We start from the raw sequence: 17545 nt of genomic DNA on the forward strand, positions 1-17545 counted from the left end.
GGTCGGCTGGGGCAGAATCGGGAAACATGAGCGACCCCCAGGACCAGAACCGGTCCGACCAGCACACCTCCGCCGAGCCGGCCGCTGACCCGCGACCGCTCGGAGGGCCGGACCAGCCGTTCGCCGACCGCGTCTACCGCTCCACCATGGGCGCCGTCGCCGGTGGGCTGCTGATCGTCCTGATTCTGTGGCTGTTCGTGGACACCGTGCTGCACGGCCACGGCCGGGACGTCTGGCTGGCGCTGTCCGGCACGGTCTGCTTCGTGCCGCTGCTCGGCGCCTACACCATGTGGCCCTGTGTGCGCACCAACGCCCAGCGGCTGGTGGTGCGCAACCCGCTGCGGACGATCACCGTGCCCTGGGCGGCACTGGAGACGGTCCGGGCCACGCTCTCCGTCGAGATGGAGGCCGAGGGCCGGAAGTTCCAGCTCTGGGCGATCCCGGTGTCGCTGCGCCAGCGGAAGCGGAGCAACCGGCAGGCGATGAAGGCGACCACCGGCGAGACCGGCGGCTTCGGCCTGCTCGGCCGGGGCCGCGCGGTGCGCGACCCCTACCTCACCGGCGGCCCGGGCCGGAACGCCCCGATGCAGCCGACGGCCCCGTCCCGGGCCCTCGCCGACGCCGCCGTGGACGAGATCCTGAAGCAGCGCGACACCCAGCTGACCGCGCAGGGCGAGGCGGCCCTGTCCGGCCAGGTCCAGGTCGCCTGGACCTGGTGGATCATCGCCCCGATCGTCGGCGGCGCGATCGCCCTGGCGGCGCTGCTGATCGCCGGCTGAGAGCCGGCCGAGCACCGGCCCCGCAGCTCCGCCCCGCACCTCAGTCCAGGTGCGGGGCGCTGTTGTAGCAGTCGAGCTCGAAGCGCCCGTCCGTCCCGCGCGACCAGCGGGTGACCGAGGTGTTGCCGACCGCGCCCGCGCGGGTGACCCGCTCCATCTCCTCCTCGTCCAGGCGGTCGAGGACGTGCCGGAGCATCAGCACCACGGCGTCGTGCGCCACCAGCAGCACCCGGCGCGAGGACTCCTCCTCGTACAGGTCCCGCAGCAGGCTGCGGAGCCGCAGGGCCACGTCCGCGTGCGACTCGCCGCCCGGGGGGCGCCAGCGCAGCTCGCCGAGGAGGCGCCGACGGGTGGCCTCGGCCGGGTGGTGCAGCTCGATCGCGGCCGAGGTCAGCATCTCCAGGACGCCCAGCTCCCGGTCGCGCAGCCGCTCGTCGGTGCGGACGGCCGGACGGGGCAGGCCCGCGTCGTCCAGTTCGGCCAGGACCAGTGCGGCCGTCTCCTGGGCGCGCAGGTAGGGGGAGACCCACAGGCTCTGCGGCGGCGGTCCGTCGCTGCGGGAGGCGAGCCGCCGGCCCAGCGCGGTGGCCTGCCGCCGGCCGAGCGCGGTGAGCCCGAGGTCGGCGTCGCGGCAGCTGATGCCGACCTCCAGCGCGCCGACCGCCTCGGCCGCGGCGAAGGCGGCGTTGGCGGTGCTCTGGCCGTGCCGGACGACGGTGAGCGAGAGCGGCAGCGCTGGCCGTCCGGTACCTGCTGTGGCGGCGCCGGCTTCGGCCGTGCTGTGTTCAGCGCGGTGGTTGGTCAGTTCCACGGGAGGCCCCCAGCGGTTCGGTGGGCCCGGCGCGGGATGCGTGCGGGCCGCCGTCCCAGTGTGCGGGAGCCGACCGCCGGTACGGGGGGCGCAGAAGCAGCGCGTTGGGGAGCAAAGGGGCTCTTGGTGGGGGAGCGGGTCCCGGCCGCACCCGTCGGCCGCCCGCACGCCGCGCCCCGACGACAGCAGCGATCCGAGAACAGCAGCGATCCGAGAACAGCAGCGCCCCGGCCCGTGCGGGCCGGGGCGCTGGGCGCGGTTGAGCCCGGGTCAGTTCGGGCGGCGCAGCCGGGCGGTGAACTTGTACCGGTCGCCCCGGTACACCGAGCGGACCCACTCCACCGGCTCGCCGGCGTCGTCGAAGGAGTGCCGGGAGAGCAGCAGCATCGGCAGGCCGACGTCGGTGCCCAGCTGCCCGGCCTCGGCCGGGGTGGCCAGCGAGGTCTCGATGGTCTCCTCGGCCTCGGCGACGTGGACGCCGTAGACCTCGCTCAGCGCGGAGTACAGCGAGTTGTACTTCACCAGGTTGCGGCGCAGCGCCGGGAAGCGCTTCGCGGAGAGGTGGGCCGCCTCGATCGCCATCGGGTCGCCGTTGGCGAGGCGGAGCCGCTCCACCCGCAGCACCCGGCCGCCGGGACGGATGTCCAGCAGCCCGGCCAGCCGCTCGTCGGCGGTGATGTAGCCGACCTCCAGCAGCCGCGAGGTGGGTTCGAGCCCCTGGGCCCGCATGTCCTCGGTGTACGAGGTGAGTTGCAGCGCCTGGGAGACCTTGGGCTTGGCCACGAAGGTGCCCTTGCCCTGGATCCGTTCGAGCCGGCCCTCGACGACCAGCTCCTGCAGCGCCTGGCGCACCGTGGTGCGGGAGGTCTCGAACTCCAGGGCCAGGGTGCGCTCCGGCGGTACCGGCGTGCCGGGCGCCTGCGTCTGCGTGATCTGCAGCAGGTGCCGCTTCAGCCGGTAGTACTTGGGGACGCGCGCGCTGCCGGCGCCTTCCACGGACGGCTCCACGCCGGTGCCCCCTTCGGTCGTCATCGCGCTTCCTACTCCCTTGTCCGTCGCCCTCACCGCTGTCTTCTCCGTGGTCCTGCGGCACTCATGGTGACATGTCCGGTCCGCCGCTGGCGGATCCTTGCCACCGGGTGCCCGTGGATGCCCTCGTCGGACCCTAGCGCCTGCGGCTCGGAACGGCCTGTGGCCGTACGCCGCGCGGCGGGGTTCCCCGGCGTCGGGCCGCCGGTCCCACTGGCGCGGAACGGGCGGCCCGGTCGCTCAGGCGACGCGGGAGGCACGGGCCGCGGTCGGCCCGGCCAGGGCCTCGGCGGCGGCGATCCCGCAGACCCGGGCCCCGCCGTAGGTGGCCAGTACGGTCACCCCGCGGTCGGCGAAGGTCTCCTCCAGGCCGTAGGCGGTGCCGATCTCGACCACGACCGCGTCCGGGCGGGCGGTGGTGAGCTCCAGCGCCGCGCGCTTCATCCACCCGTACCGGTGCAGGTCGCGCACCACGATGACGAGCGGACGGCCGACCGCGGCACCGAGCAGCGGGGTGGTGTCGACGCTCCCCTCCGATGCGTCGACAGCCGTGCTGAGCAGCCCCATCCGCTCGGTGCCGCTGGTCGGCGCGCCGACCCGGGTGAGCGTGGTGCCCGGAATGAGGTCGGCGAGCGGCCCGGACAGCCCCCAGGCGGTCTCGTCGCCGACGGCGAAGTTGGCGGCCGGGGAGAACTCGACGACGTGCGGGACGCCGCGCAGCGGTCGCAGCTCGCCGCTGACCCGGAGCGCGCGGCGGGCGGCGCTGAGGCCGATGCCGGGCTCGACGGTCGCGGCGCCCTGGGCCCGCACGGCGGCGGACCAGCGGGCGACGGCGCGGTTGCGCTCGGCGGCGTCGTGCAGCCGCTCCTCGCCGAGCCGGCCCTCGCGCACCGCCCAGAGCAGGGCGTCGCGGAGGTAGAGGAAGGTCGCCTCGTCCTGGAGCCCGCCGCCGACGCAGACCGTGTCGGCGCCGCCGGCCAGGGCCTTGACGGTGCCCTCGGCGATGCCGTGGGTGCCGGAGATGGCGCCCATCTCGATGCCGTCGGTGACGATCAGGCCCTCGTAGCCGAGGTCCTTCCGCAGCAGGTCGCTGAGGATGGCCCGGGACATGGTGGCCGGCAGGTCGCTGTCGTAGGCCGGGAAGAGGATGTGCGCCGTCATGATCGACTTCGCGCCGGCCGCGACGGCCGCACGGAACGGCGCCAGGTGGGCGCCGAAGACGTCGAGCGGCAGGTCGATCCTGGGCAGCCCCAGGTGGGTGTCGGAGGCGGTGTCGCCGTGCCCGGGGAAGTGCTTGGCGCAGGCGGCGACGCCGGCCGACTGGAGGCCGCGGACGTAGGCGGCGGTGTGCCGGGCGGCCAGCTCGCCGTCGCCGCCGAAGGAGCGGACGCCGATGACCGGGTTGTCCGGGTTGGAGTTGACGTCCGCGTCCGGCGCGTAGTTGAGGTTGATCCCGGCGGCGGCCAGGTCGATGCCGATGGAGCGGGCGACGCTCTCGGTCAGGCCGGTGTCGTCGACCGCGCCGAGGGCGAGGTTGCCCGGGTAGGAGGACCCGGTCATCACCTCCAGGCGGGTGACGTCCCCGCCCTCCTCGTCGGTGGCGATCAGCAGGTCGGGGGCGAGCGCGTAGAGCGAGGAGGTGAGCGCGGCGACCTGCTCGCGGCCGGCGATGTTGCGTCCGTAGAGGGCGATGCCGCCGAGCTCGCCGGATTCGAGCCGGTGGCGCACCCAGTCCGGTGCCGTGAGGCCGGTGAATCCCGGCTGGAGCACCGTTCCGGCGTCTGCGAGGAGTCGGACGGTGTCCGGGCCGGGATTCGTCATGGTTCCTTCCTAGCTTGGGGGGTACGGGGGTTCGCCCCCCGGAGAGCTGGCGTTCCGGTGCGTGCAGAGGCGGGGCCGGGGCAGGTCAGCCCTTGACCGCACCGGCGGTCAGGCCGGCGCCCAGGCGCTTCTGGAAGATGACGAAGAGGACGATCACCGGCAGCGAGATCAGCAGCGAGCCGGCCATCTGCGCCCCGTAGTCCGCGGCACGGGTCGGGGTGTTGGAGTAGAAGGTCAGCCAGACCATGGAGGTCTGCTTGTTGGTGCTGGAGAGCAGCGTGTTGGCGATGATGAACTCGTTCCACGCCTGGATCCAGGCGTAGACGCCGGTGGTGATCAGGCCGGGGGCGGTCAGCGGCAGGATGATCCGGAAGAAGGCGCCCCAGCGGGTGCAGCCGTCGACCATCGCGGCCTCGTCCAGCTCCACCGGGATGTTCACGATGAAGGAACGGAGGGTCCAGATCACATAGGGGATCGTGAACACCAGGTAGGCCAGGATCACGCCGAACAGCTCGTTGTACAGGCCGGCCGAGTTGAGGATCAGGTACAGCGGGATGATCAGCGCCAGCAGCGGGACCATCTGCACGATCAGGATCGCGACGATGAACGGGTTGCGGCCGCGGAAGCGGAAGCGGGCGACGCCGACGGCGGCCAGGAAGCCCACGATCAGGCCGAGCAGCACCGCGCCCAGGGTGATCAGCACCGTGTTCTTCAGGTCGGGCAGGAAGTTCGGGTCGGCGAAGACCGTGTGGTAGCTGGAGAAGTCGAAGGCGCTGGGCCAGAACTTCGGGTTCTCGCTGAGCAGGTCCTTGCCGGGCTGGACGGTGGTCAGCACCATCCAGTAGATCGGGAAGGCCATGACGACCGCGAAGACGATGGCCAGGATGTTCCAGACCCAGGTCATCACCCGGTTCTCGTTGACCGGGCGCTCGGAGGCGTTGACCCGTCCGGCCTTCTTGACCTTGACGGGCCGGGTCTGCGGCGCGGTGTCGGCGGTGTTGTTGACGACGCTCATCAGTCCTGCGCCCCGATCTTGATCATCTGACGGATGTAGAAGACGAGCACCGCCAGCAGCAGCAGGATCATCGCGATGGAGATCACCGCGCCGTCGCTGTAGTGCGAGTTGACCAGCCCGCGCTCGTAGAGGTAGACGCCGATGGTCCAGTAGCCGGGCTCCGGCGAGGACTGGCGCAGCGACCAGATCTGGGCGAAGACCTGGAAGTTCCAGATGACGCTCAGGGCGGTGGCGATCATCAGGAACGGCCGGATGATGGGCAGCACGACGTGGTAGAAGCTCTGCCACGGTCCGGCGCCGTCGATCTTGGCGGCCTCGACCAGTTCCTTCGGCACCTGGGACATGGCCGCGTGGAAACCGATGACCAGGAAGGGCATGGCGCCCCAGATGATCACTGCGGCCACCACCACGTACAGGCCCTGGTTCGGGTTGGCGAACCAGTCGTGGTTCAGCATCCCCTTGCCGCCGAGCAGGTAGCAGATGTAGTCGGCGACGCCCGAGGTGTTGGCGAAGATCCAGCGGAACACGGTGCCGGTGACGATCGCCGGGATCGACCAGACGAACATCAGCACGGTGACGACCAGTACCCGGACCCAGGGGCTGACCCGGGCCAGCAGCTTGGCGACGCCCAGGCTGAGCACGATCGAGATGCCCACGGTCTCCACCGTGAGGTAGAGCGTGCGGAGGATGACCTCCCAGAACTGGTCGTCCGAGAGGACGTGGGTGAAGCCGTCGAAGCCGATGTACTTGTCCAGCTGGGGGGCGGCCAGCAGCAGGTACGAGTTGACGTTCTGGAACGACAGGTCGATGAGGCGGACCAGCGGGTAGCCCAGGATCAGCACCAGGACGGCCAGGGCCGGGAGGATCAGCAGGTAGGGGATGTGCTCCCCTCTCGCGAACAGACCTCTGCGCTGGGGAGATTGCCGGGACAGTGCTGGCTCATCTGCCGACGCCTCGCGGCGTCCGGGTGCGGTCACGCTCATCAGGGTCCTTCCGAAGGGGCCCGCGGGTCTTTGCCCACTACAGTGCGGTGCGCTCGGTGCCAGGGGAAGACACGGAGCCGACCGCGGGGCCGGCACGCCCGGTGGTTCGGGGTGCCGGCCCCACGGTCAGGGGGTTCAGTTGCCGTTCAGGTCGCCGATGATGGCGGTCTGGGCGGTGCCCAGGGCGGTCGCCGGGTCGGTGCCGGTGGCGATGGCGCTGAAGGCGGTCTGCAGGTCGGTCTCGTCCGCACCGGACCAGAACTGCGAGTTCGGGATGAACCAGGTCGGGGCCTTGGCCGCGTCACCGGAGGCGACGTTGGCCGGGGAGGCGTTCTGGTAGACGCTCATCAGGTTGCTGTTGTTCGGGATGGCGAACTTGGCCAGCTGGGTCTGGATCGCGGTGTCCGTGAAGATCCGGAGGAACTCGGCGCCGAGGCCCGGGTTCTGCGCCTTGGACGGGACGGCCAGGTCGGAGCCGCCGAGGAAGGCCGGGGTGGGGGTGCTGGCGGAGGCGCCGGGGACCGGGATCTCGGCCAGGTCGTTGGCGAGCGCCGGGTTGCCACCGGTGGCGGCCGGACCGTCGACCGAGCCGACCTCCCAGCCGTTGCCGATGATGGCGGCGATGTTGCCCTTGGCCATCAGCGCGTCCTGGGTGGTCTCGTCGACGGTGGTGCCGCCGACCGAGAACTCCTTCTGCAGGGTGTTCCAGGTGTTGATGCCGGAGATGAACTGCGGGTCGGTCAGGGTGCCGGTGAACTTGCTGCCCGAGGCGGAGGCGATGACGTTCTTGATGCCGTAGGAGCCGGCGCCGAAGGAGGTCGCGGTGTACCAGTCCTTGCCCGGCAGGTACAGGGCGGAGAAGTTCGGGACGCTCTTGTACTTCGCCTTGACCAGGTTCAGGTCGGTGGTCAGCTCGGCCAGCGTGGTGGGCGGCGTGGTGACGCCGGCCGCGGCGAACATGTCCTTGCGGTAGATCATCACGCGGGCGCCGGCGTAGTAAGGGACGGCGTAGGTCTGGGTGCCGTCGGGGCTCGCGCCGGAGGCGGCCAGCGACTGCAGCCAGGCCGACGAGTTGTCGAACTTGCTCTTGACGCTGGTCAGGTTGACGAAGGAGCCGGCCGCGATGTACTTGGCGGCCTGGGTGTTGCCCAGCTCCAGGCAGTCGGGGGCGTTGTTCGACAGAAGCGCGGTGTCGAGCTTGGTGGTGTAGTTCGTCCAGGTCTGCCACTGGATGTTCACCTTGGCGCCGGTCTCGGCGGTGAAGGCGGAGACGGCCGCGTTGACCACGCTCGGCCAGCCCTTCTGGGCGTCCGTCATGATCCAACAGGTGATGGTCTTGCCCTTGCCGCTGGTGCTCAGCAGCGGCTGGGACGAGCTGCCGGAGGTGGAGCTGGAGGAACAGGCCGCTGCGGTCAGTACGGTGGCCAGAGCCGCGGCAGCTGCGATCTTGCGCTTCAAAACATCCTCCTGGGGGATGAGCGACGAGGTGCGGCACCGGTGTTGACTCTGAGGTGTACCTGAGCTGAACCGTGCCTACGTTGAGGTGCTCGTTTGAGGGCCGTGCAGTCTTCTTGCGGAGCGGGTGGTGCTGGTGGTGCGGCGGCGTCCGTACCGGCTCTGAGCTGCGCGGAGTCACATGCGTCCGGAAGCCCGATCGGCTGGTGCGGCAACCTGATTGGTGTAGACCAGTGACCGGAGATTGGCATGGACCAATATGGAGCGTCAAGGGTTCTCGTGGGCCTCCGCCAAGCCGTTATCAATGCTTGACAAGCCGAGACCCCGTCGTGGTGGTCCTGTTGCTGGACTGGACCAGTCAACCTGCCAGAATTGGCGCACAATCGGACAGTTCACCGCAAGGGGGGCGAGGTGTCGGTCGGATAACACCTGTTGTTACTGGAGTGAAGCTCCTTGACGCGGTTGACCTGCCGAGACCAGACTCCGGCAACCGGCGTAGGCCGGTCGGTCGACGGCAATGACGCCAAGTCCTTGATCCGGGCCGATAGTTGGCGTGCATCCGGGGAGGATTGCGTGAAACGTCGGCTTGTCGCCGCGCTGGCCACGGCCGTGGGAATGGTGGGTCTGGCCGCCTGCAGCTCGGGTACGCCGGCCCCGGCCGCCGCGGTCGGGAGCTACTCGGGCCAGAGCATCACCGTCTGGCTGATGTCCGGGGACGCCCCCAGTGCCTGGCAGACCGCGGTCACGGCCCAGTTCGAACTCGCCTATCCGGGCGCGAAGCTCAATCTCGTCACCCAGTCCTGGACCAACATCCAGCAGAACGTGACCCAGGCGCTCTCGGAGCTGACGCCGCCGGACGTGGTGGACATCGGCAACACCCAGACCGCCTACTACGCCTCCACCGGCGGTCTGCTGGACCTCGCCCCCTACGTCTCGGAGCTCGGCGGCGGCGACTGGTCCAGGACCATGAACGCCTCGGCCCTGTCGGGCGGCGTGCAGTACGCCGCGCCCTGGTTCGCCGGCCTGCGGGTGGTGATGTACAACAAGGCGCTCTGGGCCAAGGCGAAGCTCTCGCCGCCCAGCACCCAGCAGCAGTTCCTGAACGACCTCGCCACCCTCCAGCAGACGCCGGGGGTGGACTCCGCGCTCTGGCTTCCGGGGCAGGACTGGTACGACTTCGACGGCTTCCTCCAGCAGGAGGGCGCCAGCATCATCGCCCGCGACAGCGGCGGGAAGTGGACCGGGGACCTGGACACCCCGGCCGGTCGGGCGGCGGCCACGCTCTTCAAGACCTTCCAGTCGTACGGCCACGCGCCGATGAACGCCGACGAGACCCACCCGGTGGAGGCCACCGAGTTCGCCAAGGGCGACGTGGCCTCGATGATCGCCATGGGCTACGAGGCCGCCGCGGTGCTCCAGGCCAACCCGTCGATGGCCGACGACATCGGCTGGTTCCCCATGCCCAGCCCCACCGCCGGGGTCCCGGCCAAGACCTTCCTCGGCGGGTCCAACCTCGCGGTCGCGCAGAACACCTCGAACCGGACCCTGGCCCTGGGCTTCCTGAAGATCGCGCTGAACTCGGCCAACGAGAGCGCCTTCGCCAAGGAGTCGGGCTTCCTGCCGGACACGGACTCCCTCTACTCCGCACTCAGCGGCAACGCCTACGGCGTGGCGGAGAGCAAGGCCGCCCCGTACGCCGGCTACACCCCGCTGGTGCCGACCTGGGGACGGGTGGAGAACTCGCCCAACCCGATCACCACGCTGTTCCTCACCCCGGTGCTGCAGGGCCAGGACGTCAGTCCGGCGGCGGACGTGGCGGACGCCGAGATCACCGCCCGGCTCAACGGCGGCCAGTGAGCGGCGGGCGGTGAGCGCGGGGGACCGGGCGGAGGACTGAGCGGCTGTTCCGGGCGGGGTCGGCAGGCGGACCGTTCCCCGCCCCGGGCCGCGGAGATCGTAGGATCGTCCCGGCGGCCCGGGTGCGGACCGGCTGCCGAAGAGGACCCGACCCCGGTGGGCGCACGCCCGGACCGGGGCGCACCTGCTTTCTCTGGAGGCTCCACCCATGTCCGCAGCACCGACCACCCTCGGCGTACCGCGCCCCGGCCACATCATGGCGGGCGAGATGGCCCAGCAGCCGGCCGTCCTGCAGCGCATCCTCGACGAGGGCGCCGCCGGCATCCGCGAGACCGCCGCGCGCATCGCGGCCCGCAACCCCCGGTTCGTCCTGCTGACCGCGCGCGGCACCAGCGACAACGCGGCGCTGTACGCCAAGTACCTGATCGAGATCACCCTCGGCAAGCCGGTGGGGCTCACCTCGATGTCCACCACCACCGCCTACGGGGCCAAGCCCGACCTGACCGACTGCCTGGTGATCACGGTCAGCCAGTCCGGCGGCTCGCCCGACCTGGTGGCCTCCACCCGGGCCGCGCGCGAGGCCGGGGCGATCACCCTGGCGGTGACCAACAACGCCGACTCGCCGCTGGCCGAGGTCTCCGAGTACCACATCGACGTGCTGGCCGGTCCGGAGAAGGCGCTGCCGGCCACCAAGACCTACACCGCCGAGCTGCTGGCCCTCTACCTCTTCGTCGAGGGGCTGCGCGGGGCACGGGGCGAGGCGGCCGAGTCGCTGCCGGGGCTGGCGCAGGCGATCCTGGACCGCGGCGCCGAGGTCAAGCAGCTGGCCGAGCGCTACCGCTTCGCCCAGCGGCTGGTGATCACCTCGCGCGGCTACGGCTACCCGACCGCCCGCGAGGCGGCGCTCAAGCTGATGGAGACCACCTACATCCCGGCCACCCCGTTCTCCGGCGCGGACCTGCTGCACGGGCCGCTGGCGATGGTGGACAACGTCTCCCCGGTGATCGCGGTCGTGCCCGAGGGCCGGGGCGGCGCGGCGCTGCAGCCGGTCCTCGACCGGCTGCGCGGGCGTGGCGCGGACCTGGTGGTGGTCGGCCAGCGGGAGCAGGTGGAGGCGGCCTCGGCCGGCTTCGTGCTGCCGTCCGGGGTGGCCGAGGAAGTCCAGACGATCCTGGAGATCCTGCCGCTGCAGCTGCTGGCCTACGAGGTCACCATCGCCCGCGGCCAGGACCCGGACGCCCCGCGCGCGCTGGCCAAGGTCACCGAGACCCGCTGAGCCGCCGGTCCCGACGCGGACGAAGCCCCCTGCTGCGCCGAGGCGCGGCAGGGGGCTTCGTGCCTCTCGCGGGGAGGCGAGCAGGCTGTGCCTCCGAGGTGGAGGCCCGAAAGCACGGAGGCCCGAAAGCGCAAGGGCCGTGGCGCCGGGACAGGACCCTCAACCTGTCCGGCACCGCGGCCCGAGGCATAGCCGGCGGTTGTCGTCCGGGGCGCGGCGGGTGTGCGGGCCCGGTAGGCGCAGGACGAGAGACCGACTTTTCGAGCAGAGAGGGCCGCTGCGCGGTCAGGGCAGATAGCGCGTGTGCCGCTCTCCTTGGTGCTGACTCCATTGTGGACTAGACCAATTCTGGTTGTCCAGACCATCTGGGGGCCAATCTCGCCGCCGTGCCGCCGGCGCCGTGACGGATAGGCTCGGAGGATGCCTTCCCTGAACGAGCTGGTGCGCCACCACACCTCCCTGGACAGCGCCGACGTGGAGTGGATTCACCTCCTGGTGTCCGAGTGGCAGCTGCTCTCCGACCTCTCCTTCGCCGACCTGGTGCTCTGGGTGCCGACCCGGGACGGCACCCGCTATGTCTCGCTGGCGCAGATGCGGCCCAACACCGGCCCCACCTCGTACCAGGACGACATGGTGGGTCACCTGGTCCCGCGCGGTCGGCGGCCGATGCTGGACGTGGCGCTGGACGAGGGCCGGATCGTGCGCGAGGGCGACCCGGAGTGGCGCGAGGACGTGCCGGTGCGGGTGGAGTCCATCCCGGTGCGGCGCGACGGCCGGGTGCTGGGGGTGATCGCCCGCAACACCAACCTGCTGACCGTGCGCACCCCCAGTCGGCTGGAGCTCACCTATCTGCAGAGCGCCTCCGACCTGGCCCAGATGATCGCTGCCGGAACGTTTCCCTTTCCCGGCGAGCAGGTCGACATGGACGCCTCCCCGCGGGCCGGGGACGGCCTGATCCGGCTGGACGCCGACGGCATCGTCACCTATGCCAGCCCCAACGCGCTCTCCGCCTTCCACCGCCTCGGCCTGGCCTCCGACCTGGTCGGGCTGCACCTCGGCCGGACCACGGCCGAGCTCGCCCCGCCGACCCGGCGCGGCCCGGTGGACGAGGCGCTGGTCAAGCTCGCCAGCGGCTGGGCGCCCCGGCAGATCGAGGTCGAGTCGGTGGACGGCGTGGTGCAGATGCGGGCCATCCCGCTCAAGCCCAAGGGCGTCCACACCGGCTCGCTGGTGCTGCTGCGCGACGTCACCGAGCTGCGCCGGCGCGAGCGGGAGCTGATGACCAAGGACGCCACCATCCGCGAGATCCACCACCGGGTGAAGAACAACCTGCAGACGGTCGCCGCGCTGCTGCGGCTGCAGTCCCGGCGGATGGACTCGGAGGCGGCCAAGGCCGCCCTGGACGAGGCGGTGCGCCGGGTCGGCTCGATCGCCATCGTGCACGAGACGCTGTCGCAGAACCTGGACGAGCACGTCGCCTTCGACGAGATCGCCGACCGGGTGCTCGCCATGGTGATGGAGCTGTCCCAGGACGGCCGGGTCACCGCGCGCCGCAGCGGCAGCTTCGGCATCCTCTCGGCGGACGTGGCCACCCCCCTCTCGATGGTGCTCACCGAGATCCTGCAGAACGCCCTGGAGCACGCCTACGGGCCGAAGGCCGGCGGCGCGGTCGAGGTGGCGGCGGTCCGGCGGCGGGAGCCCGGTTCCGGCGAGGAGCAGCTGCTGATCACCGTCACCGACGACGGCAGCGGCCTGCCCGAGGGCTTCGACCCGCAGCGGGACGGGAACCTGGGGCTGCAGATCGTCCGCACCCTGGTCGTCGGCGAGCTGGCGGGCACCTTCGACATGCGCGGCGCGGAGGGCGGCGGCGGCACGGTGGTGGTGCTGGAGGTCCCAGTGGGGCCTGCGGACTGACAAATGGTCATTATATTGTCCGGTTAATGCTGATTTCTCGGGATTAACCGACTTCTCATGGTTTATCGCACAACTTCGTAGGGTGTTCTCTCGTGTACTAAGAGGTATAAGCCCGTCCGACGAGAGCACGCACGTGGACCCTGAGAACCTGACTTCCGCAGCGGTGACGCTGCCCCCCAGGCCCGAGCCCCCCGGCCGCACCGCATCGGCGGTGTGGCCGGGGGGCCCTCCGGCACCCGAGCGGACGCTGGTGGACATCCTCGACGCCGCCGTCCGCCGCCACCCCCGCGCTCCCGCGCTGGACGCCCCGACCGGCACGGCCGAGGGCAGTCCGCGCACGGTCCTGGACTACCGCGGCCTGCGCGCCGCGGCCGGGGCGGTCGCGGCCGGTCTCGGGGAGCGGGGCATCGGTCCCGGGGACCGGGTCGGCGTCCGGCTGCCCTCCGGCACGGCCGAGCTCTACACCGCGATCCTGGGCGTGCTCTGCGCCGGGGCCGCCTATGTCCCGGTGGACGTGGACGACCCGGACGAGCGGGCGGCGATGATCTGGGCGGACGCCCAGGTCTGCGCGGTGCTCGGCCCCGGCGGGCAGGTCGATCCAGGCCCGAGTCCGGCCGGCGGCCGGGCCGGGCCGGGGACCGGGGCGGCCGCCGGGGCGCCGACGCCCGCGGACGACGCCTGGATCATCTTCACCTCGGGGACCACCGGACGGCCCAAGGGCGTCGCGGTGACCCACCGCTCGGCGGCGGCCTTCGTCGACGCCGAGGCCGCGCTCTTCCTCCGCGACGCGCCGCTGGGCCCGGGGGACCGGGTGCTGGCCGGTCTCTCGGTCGCCTTCGACGCCTCCTGCGAGGAGATGTGGCTGGCCTGGCGGCACGGCGGCTGCCTGGTGCCGGCGCCGCGGGCGCTGGTGAAGGCCGGGGTCGACCTCGGGGCCTGGCTGGTGGAGCAGCGCGTCACCGTGGTCTCCACGGTGCCCACGCTGGCCGCGCTCTGGCCGGCCGCCGCGCTGGACCGGGTCCGGCTGCTGATCGTCGGCGGCGAGGCCTGCCCGGCCGAGCTGGTGGAGCGGCTGGACGTGCCCGGACGCGAGTTCTGGAACACCTACGGCCCCACCGAGACCACCGTCGTCGCCTGCGGCGCGCTGCTGCGGGCCGGGGAGCCGGTGCGCATCGGCGCGCCGCTGGCCGGCTGGGAGCTGGCGGTCGTCAACCCGGAGGGCGAACCCGTCGCCTGGGGTGAGGTCGGCGAACTCCTGATCGGGGGAGTGGGCGCGGCCCGCTACCTTGACCCGGCCAAGGACGCCGAGCGCTTCCGGCACCATGCCGCGCTCCCCGGCGGACGCTGCTACCGCAGCGGTGACCTGGTCCGGGCCGACCCGGACGGCCTGGTCTTCGTCGGCCGGGCCGACGAGCAGGTCAAGCTCGGCGGCCGCAGGATCGAACTGGGCGAGATCGACGCCGCCCTGGCCGCGCTCCCCGGCGTCCGTGCGGCGGCGGCCGCCGTCCGCGACACCCCGGCCGGCGGCCAACTCCTGGTCGGCTACCTGGTCCTGGACCGTCCGGCCGAGCGGGCCGCCGACCGGGCGGCGGAGCTCGACCCGGGCGCCCCGCTCCGGCTCCGGGCGCTGCTCCCGGCCCCCACACCGCCGCCCGACGCCGGGCCGCCGCTCCCGGCCCCGGCCGCCGCCCGGCCGGAGGCCCTGGCCGCGCTGCGCTCGCTGCTGCTGGAGCGGCTGCCGTCGGCGCTGGTGCCGACCCTGACGGTGCTCCCCGAACTGCCGACCAGGACCTCCGGCAAGGTCGACCGGAAGGCCCTGCCCTGGCCGCTGCCGAGCGCCGACGCAGCGTCAGCCGCCGTTCCCGGCGCGGAGGCCGACCAGCTGCGCGGCACCGCCGCCCGGCTCGCCGAGCACTGGCGCGCGCTGCTCGGCGTGCCGGTCCGCGCCGACAGCGACTTCTTCGCCCTCGGCGGCACCAGCCTCGCCGCCGCCCGGCTGGTGGCGCTGCTCCGCGAGCGCCACCCCGGCGTCTCCGTGGCCGACCTCTACCACCGGCCCCGGCTCGGCGAGCTCGCCCACCACCTCGACCTGGACGCCGGCCGCCCGGGCCCCTCCGGCCACCCGGAGGACGGGACCGCGGATCGCGCCGCCGGGGCGCCGGCCGCGCCGCGTCGCCCGGTCCGGCCGGTGCCCCGGCGCGTCGGCGCCTACCAGGCGGTCGTGCTGACGCTGCTGCAGGCGCTCGCCGGACTGCGCTGGGTGCTGGCCCTCGCGGTCGTCGACGACCTGATCGGACCGCTGCCCTGGACCGCCCACACATCCTGGTGGCTGCTGGCGGCCGGCTGGGCGCTGCTGGGCAGCGCGCCCGGACGGGCGCTGATCGGCGCCGGCGGCGCCCGGCTGCTCACCCGCGGCCTGCGGCCGGGCGACCACCAGCGCGGCGGCCGTACCCACCTGCGGCTGTGGACCGCGGAACGGCTGGTCGCCGCGTTCAACGTGGCCTCGGTCCTGGGCACCCCCTTCGCCTCCCGCTACGCTCGGCTGCTCGGCTGCGACGTCGGCCCCGGCGTCCAGTTGCACGCCATGCCGCCGGTCACCGGGCTGGCCCGGTTCGGCGCGGGCTGTTCGGTGGAGCCCGAGGCCGACCTGGCCGGCTGGTGGCTGGACGGCGACACCCTGCGCCTCGGCGCGGTCCGGATCGGGGCCGGGGCCAGGATCGGCACCCGGTCGACGCTGCTGCCGGGCGCGGCCGTCGGCGCCGGGGCCGTGGTCGCTCCGGGCAGCTGTGTCGGCGGAGCGGTCCCGGCCGGGGAGCGGGTGCACGGCTCCCCGGCCCGCCCGGACCGGACGCCCGACCCCGCCCCCTGGACCGTCTTCGCCGGTCCCGCCGGCGGGACCGGCGAAGACGGCCGCCGACGGGCCCGGGAAGGGGCCTGGGGCCTCGTCTACGGGCTCTCGCTGACCGTCCAGCAGGGGTTGCCGCTGCTGGCCGCCCTGCCCGCGCTGCTGGCGGTCTACGACCTCGTCGGCCGCACCGGCTCGCTCGGCGCGGTCCTGGTCCTGCTGCTGGCCTGCGCCGTGCCGCTGGCACTGCTCACCCTGCTGCTGTACGCGGCGCTGGTGGCCGGGCTGGTCCGGCTGCTGTCGCGGGCGCTCCGCCCCGGGGTCCACCCGGCGCTGGGCCGCACCGCCTGGTCCGCCTGGGCGGTGTCGAGCCTGGTCGCCGGTGCCCGGTCGGCCCTCTTCCCGCTCTACGCCAGCCTGCTGACGCCGGCCTGGCTGCGGCTGCTGGGGGCGCGGGTCGGCCGTCGGGTCGAGGCGTCCACGGTGCTCGGCCTGCCGGCCCTGATGCGGATCGACGACTACGCCTTCCTCGCCGACGACACCCTGCTCGCCCCCTACGAGCTGGGCGGCGGTCGGCTGCGGCTGGGCCGGGCGGTGGTCGGTCGCCGGGCCTTCGTCGGCAACTCGGGGATCGTCGGACCGGACCGGGCGCTGCCCGAGGACTCGCTGGTCGGCGTCCTCTCGGACGCCCCGCCGGCCGGGCTGCTCGGGCCCGGCGGCTCCTGGCTGGGACGCCCCGGGCTGCCGGTCCGCCGACTCCCGGACCCGGGCGACAGCGCGCGCACCTACGACCCGCCGCGACGGCTGGTGCTGGCGCGGGCGGCGGTCGAGCTCTGCCGGCTGCTGCCGCTGCTGCTCAGCGTCCTGCTGGGGGACCTGGCGGTGACCGGGATGCAGTACGCGCTGAGCCACTGCGGCCTGCCGCTGTGCGCGCTGACGGCGGGACTGCTGCTGCTCGGCTGCGGCCTGGCGGCCTGCCTGCTCACCACTGCGGCCAAATGGCTGCTGCTCGGCCGCTACCGCGAGGGACAGCAGCCGCTGTGGAGTTCCTTCGTCTGGCGCAACGAGCTCTTCGACTCCTGGGTCGAGGAGCTGGCCATGCCCTGGCTCGGCAACGGACTGCTCGGCACGCCCTTCCTCAACGCCTGGCTGCGCAGCCTGGGCGCGCGGATCGGGCGGGGGGTGTGGTGCGAGACCCACTGGCTGCCGGAACTGGACCTGGTGCGGATCGGTGACGGTGCGTCGGTCAACCGGGGCGTGGTGGTGCAGACCCATCTCTTCCACGACCGGTTGCTCCGGATGGACGGGATCACGGTCGGCGCGGGGGCGACCCTGGGTCCGCACTCGATCGTGCTGCTCGGCTCCGAGGTCGGTGCGGGCACGGTGGTCGGTCCCTGCTCGCTGGTGATGCGGGGCGAGTCGCTGCCGGCCGAGGGCCGCTGGCTGGGCAACCCGGTGGTGGACTGGCCCGCCGCTGCGGAGCGGCCGACCGGTCGGGGGTGACCGGGAACGAAGCGAGGCCCTGCCGACCGGGGGGGAGGGTCGGCAGGGCCTCTAAGCCTGCTCCGGCCGTCGGGGGGAGTCGGCCGGAGCAGGGGCTCTGGGTGCGGGCTGGGCCCGCGTGCATCGCACGGGTGGGCTGCCCTCGGTTCCGACCGTATCAAACTGTCGGGCCTGCGGAGCACCACGAGTGGCGTGCGTTGCCTCGGAAAGTACACCGTTGGCTGCGTCGCTGTGGGCGGCGCGGGCTGCGGTGGACT

General features: G+C 72.8%; 11 protein-coding genes. 5 read left to right on the forward strand and 6 right to left on the reverse strand.

The window, feature by feature from the left end; genetic code table 11:
* The first annotated feature begins 26 nt into the window (after nucleotides 1-26).
* The gene (locus BS75_RS25420) at nucleotides 27-779 is read left to right on the forward strand and encodes a PH domain-containing protein (RefSeq protein WP_034089905.1); all 753 of its coding nucleotides are present in this window, start codon (nucleotides 27-29) and stop codon (nucleotides 777-779) included.
* 40 nt (nucleotides 780-819) lie between these two features.
* Here BS75_RS25420 and BS75_RS25425 read toward each other — a convergent pair whose 3' ends face one another.
* The 6 genes from BS75_RS25425 to BS75_RS25450 all read right to left on the reverse strand — a co-directional run bounded on the left by BS75_RS25425 (nucleotide 820) and on the right by BS75_RS25450 (nucleotide 7896).
* Nucleotides 820-1590, reverse strand: a complete 771-nt coding sequence (locus tag BS75_RS25425; protein ID WP_231607891.1) for a histidine phosphatase family protein — start codon at nucleotides 1588-1590, stop codon at nucleotides 820-822.
* 270 nt (nucleotides 1591-1860) lie between these two features.
* Nucleotides 1861-2622 (reverse strand): GntR family transcriptional regulator, encoded by a 762-nt coding sequence (locus BS75_RS25430; RefSeq protein ID WP_034089906.1) that lies wholly within the window; start codon nucleotides 2620-2622, stop codon nucleotides 1861-1863.
* A 237-nt stretch (nucleotides 2623-2859) separates the two neighbouring features.
* Nucleotides 2860-4440, reverse strand: coding sequence for a glycoside hydrolase family 3 protein (locus BS75_RS25435; protein ID WP_034089907.1), 1581 nt, complete (start codon nucleotides 4438-4440; stop codon nucleotides 2860-2862).
* 85 nt (nucleotides 4441-4525) lie between these two features.
* Complete coding sequence (locus tag BS75_RS25440) at nucleotides 4526-5455, reverse strand: carbohydrate ABC transporter permease (RefSeq protein WP_034089908.1); 930 nt, start codon at nucleotides 5453-5455, stop codon at nucleotides 4526-4528.
* The gene (locus tag BS75_RS25445) at nucleotides 5455-6438 is read right to left on the reverse strand and encodes a carbohydrate ABC transporter permease (protein ID WP_052069686.1); all 984 of its coding nucleotides are present in this window, start codon (nucleotides 6436-6438) and stop codon (nucleotides 5455-5457) included. Before BS75_RS25445 ends, BS75_RS25440 begins: the two co-directional genes overlap by 1 nt.
* Before the next feature lie 135 nt (nucleotides 6439-6573).
* Entirely contained in the window at nucleotides 6574-7896 is a 1323-nt protein-coding gene (locus tag BS75_RS25450) for an extracellular solute-binding protein (protein WP_034089909.1), read from the reverse strand.
* A gap of 570 nt (nucleotides 7897-8466) precedes the next feature.
* Between BS75_RS25450 and BS75_RS25455 the strand changes: the two genes are divergently transcribed.
* The 4 genes from BS75_RS25455 (at nucleotide 8467) to BS75_RS25470 (ending at nucleotide 17288) form a co-directional block, all read left to right on the forward strand.
* On the forward strand, nucleotides 8467-9750 hold the full coding sequence (locus BS75_RS25455; RefSeq protein WP_034089910.1) for an extracellular solute-binding protein: 1284 nt from the start codon (nucleotides 8467-8469) through the stop codon (nucleotides 9748-9750).
* Nucleotides 9751-9958: 208 nt separating this feature from the next.
* Nucleotides 9959-11026: an SIS domain-containing protein gene (locus tag BS75_RS25460; protein ID WP_034089911.1), complete on the forward strand. Its 1068-nt coding sequence runs from the start codon at nucleotides 9959-9961 to the stop codon at nucleotides 11024-11026.
* 420 nt (nucleotides 11027-11446) lie between these two features.
* Nucleotides 11447-12940 carry a sensor histidine kinase gene (locus BS75_RS25465; RefSeq protein ID WP_034089912.1) on the forward strand — a complete coding sequence of 498 codons (1494 nt, stop codon included), beginning with the start codon at nucleotides 11447-11449 and terminating at the stop codon, nucleotides 12938-12940.
* Between the two features lie 250 nt (nucleotides 12941-13190).
* Nucleotides 13191-17288: a Pls/PosA family non-ribosomal peptide synthetase gene (locus BS75_RS25470; protein ID WP_081982573.1), complete on the forward strand. Its 4098-nt coding sequence runs from the start codon at nucleotides 13191-13193 to the stop codon at nucleotides 17286-17288.
* Nucleotides 17289-17545 lie beyond the last annotated feature (257 nt).

It is taken from the genome of Streptacidiphilus albus JL83 (genome assembly GCF_000744705.1).
Lineage (GTDB): Bacteria > Actinomycetota > Actinomycetes > Streptomycetales > Streptomycetaceae > Streptacidiphilus > Streptacidiphilus albus.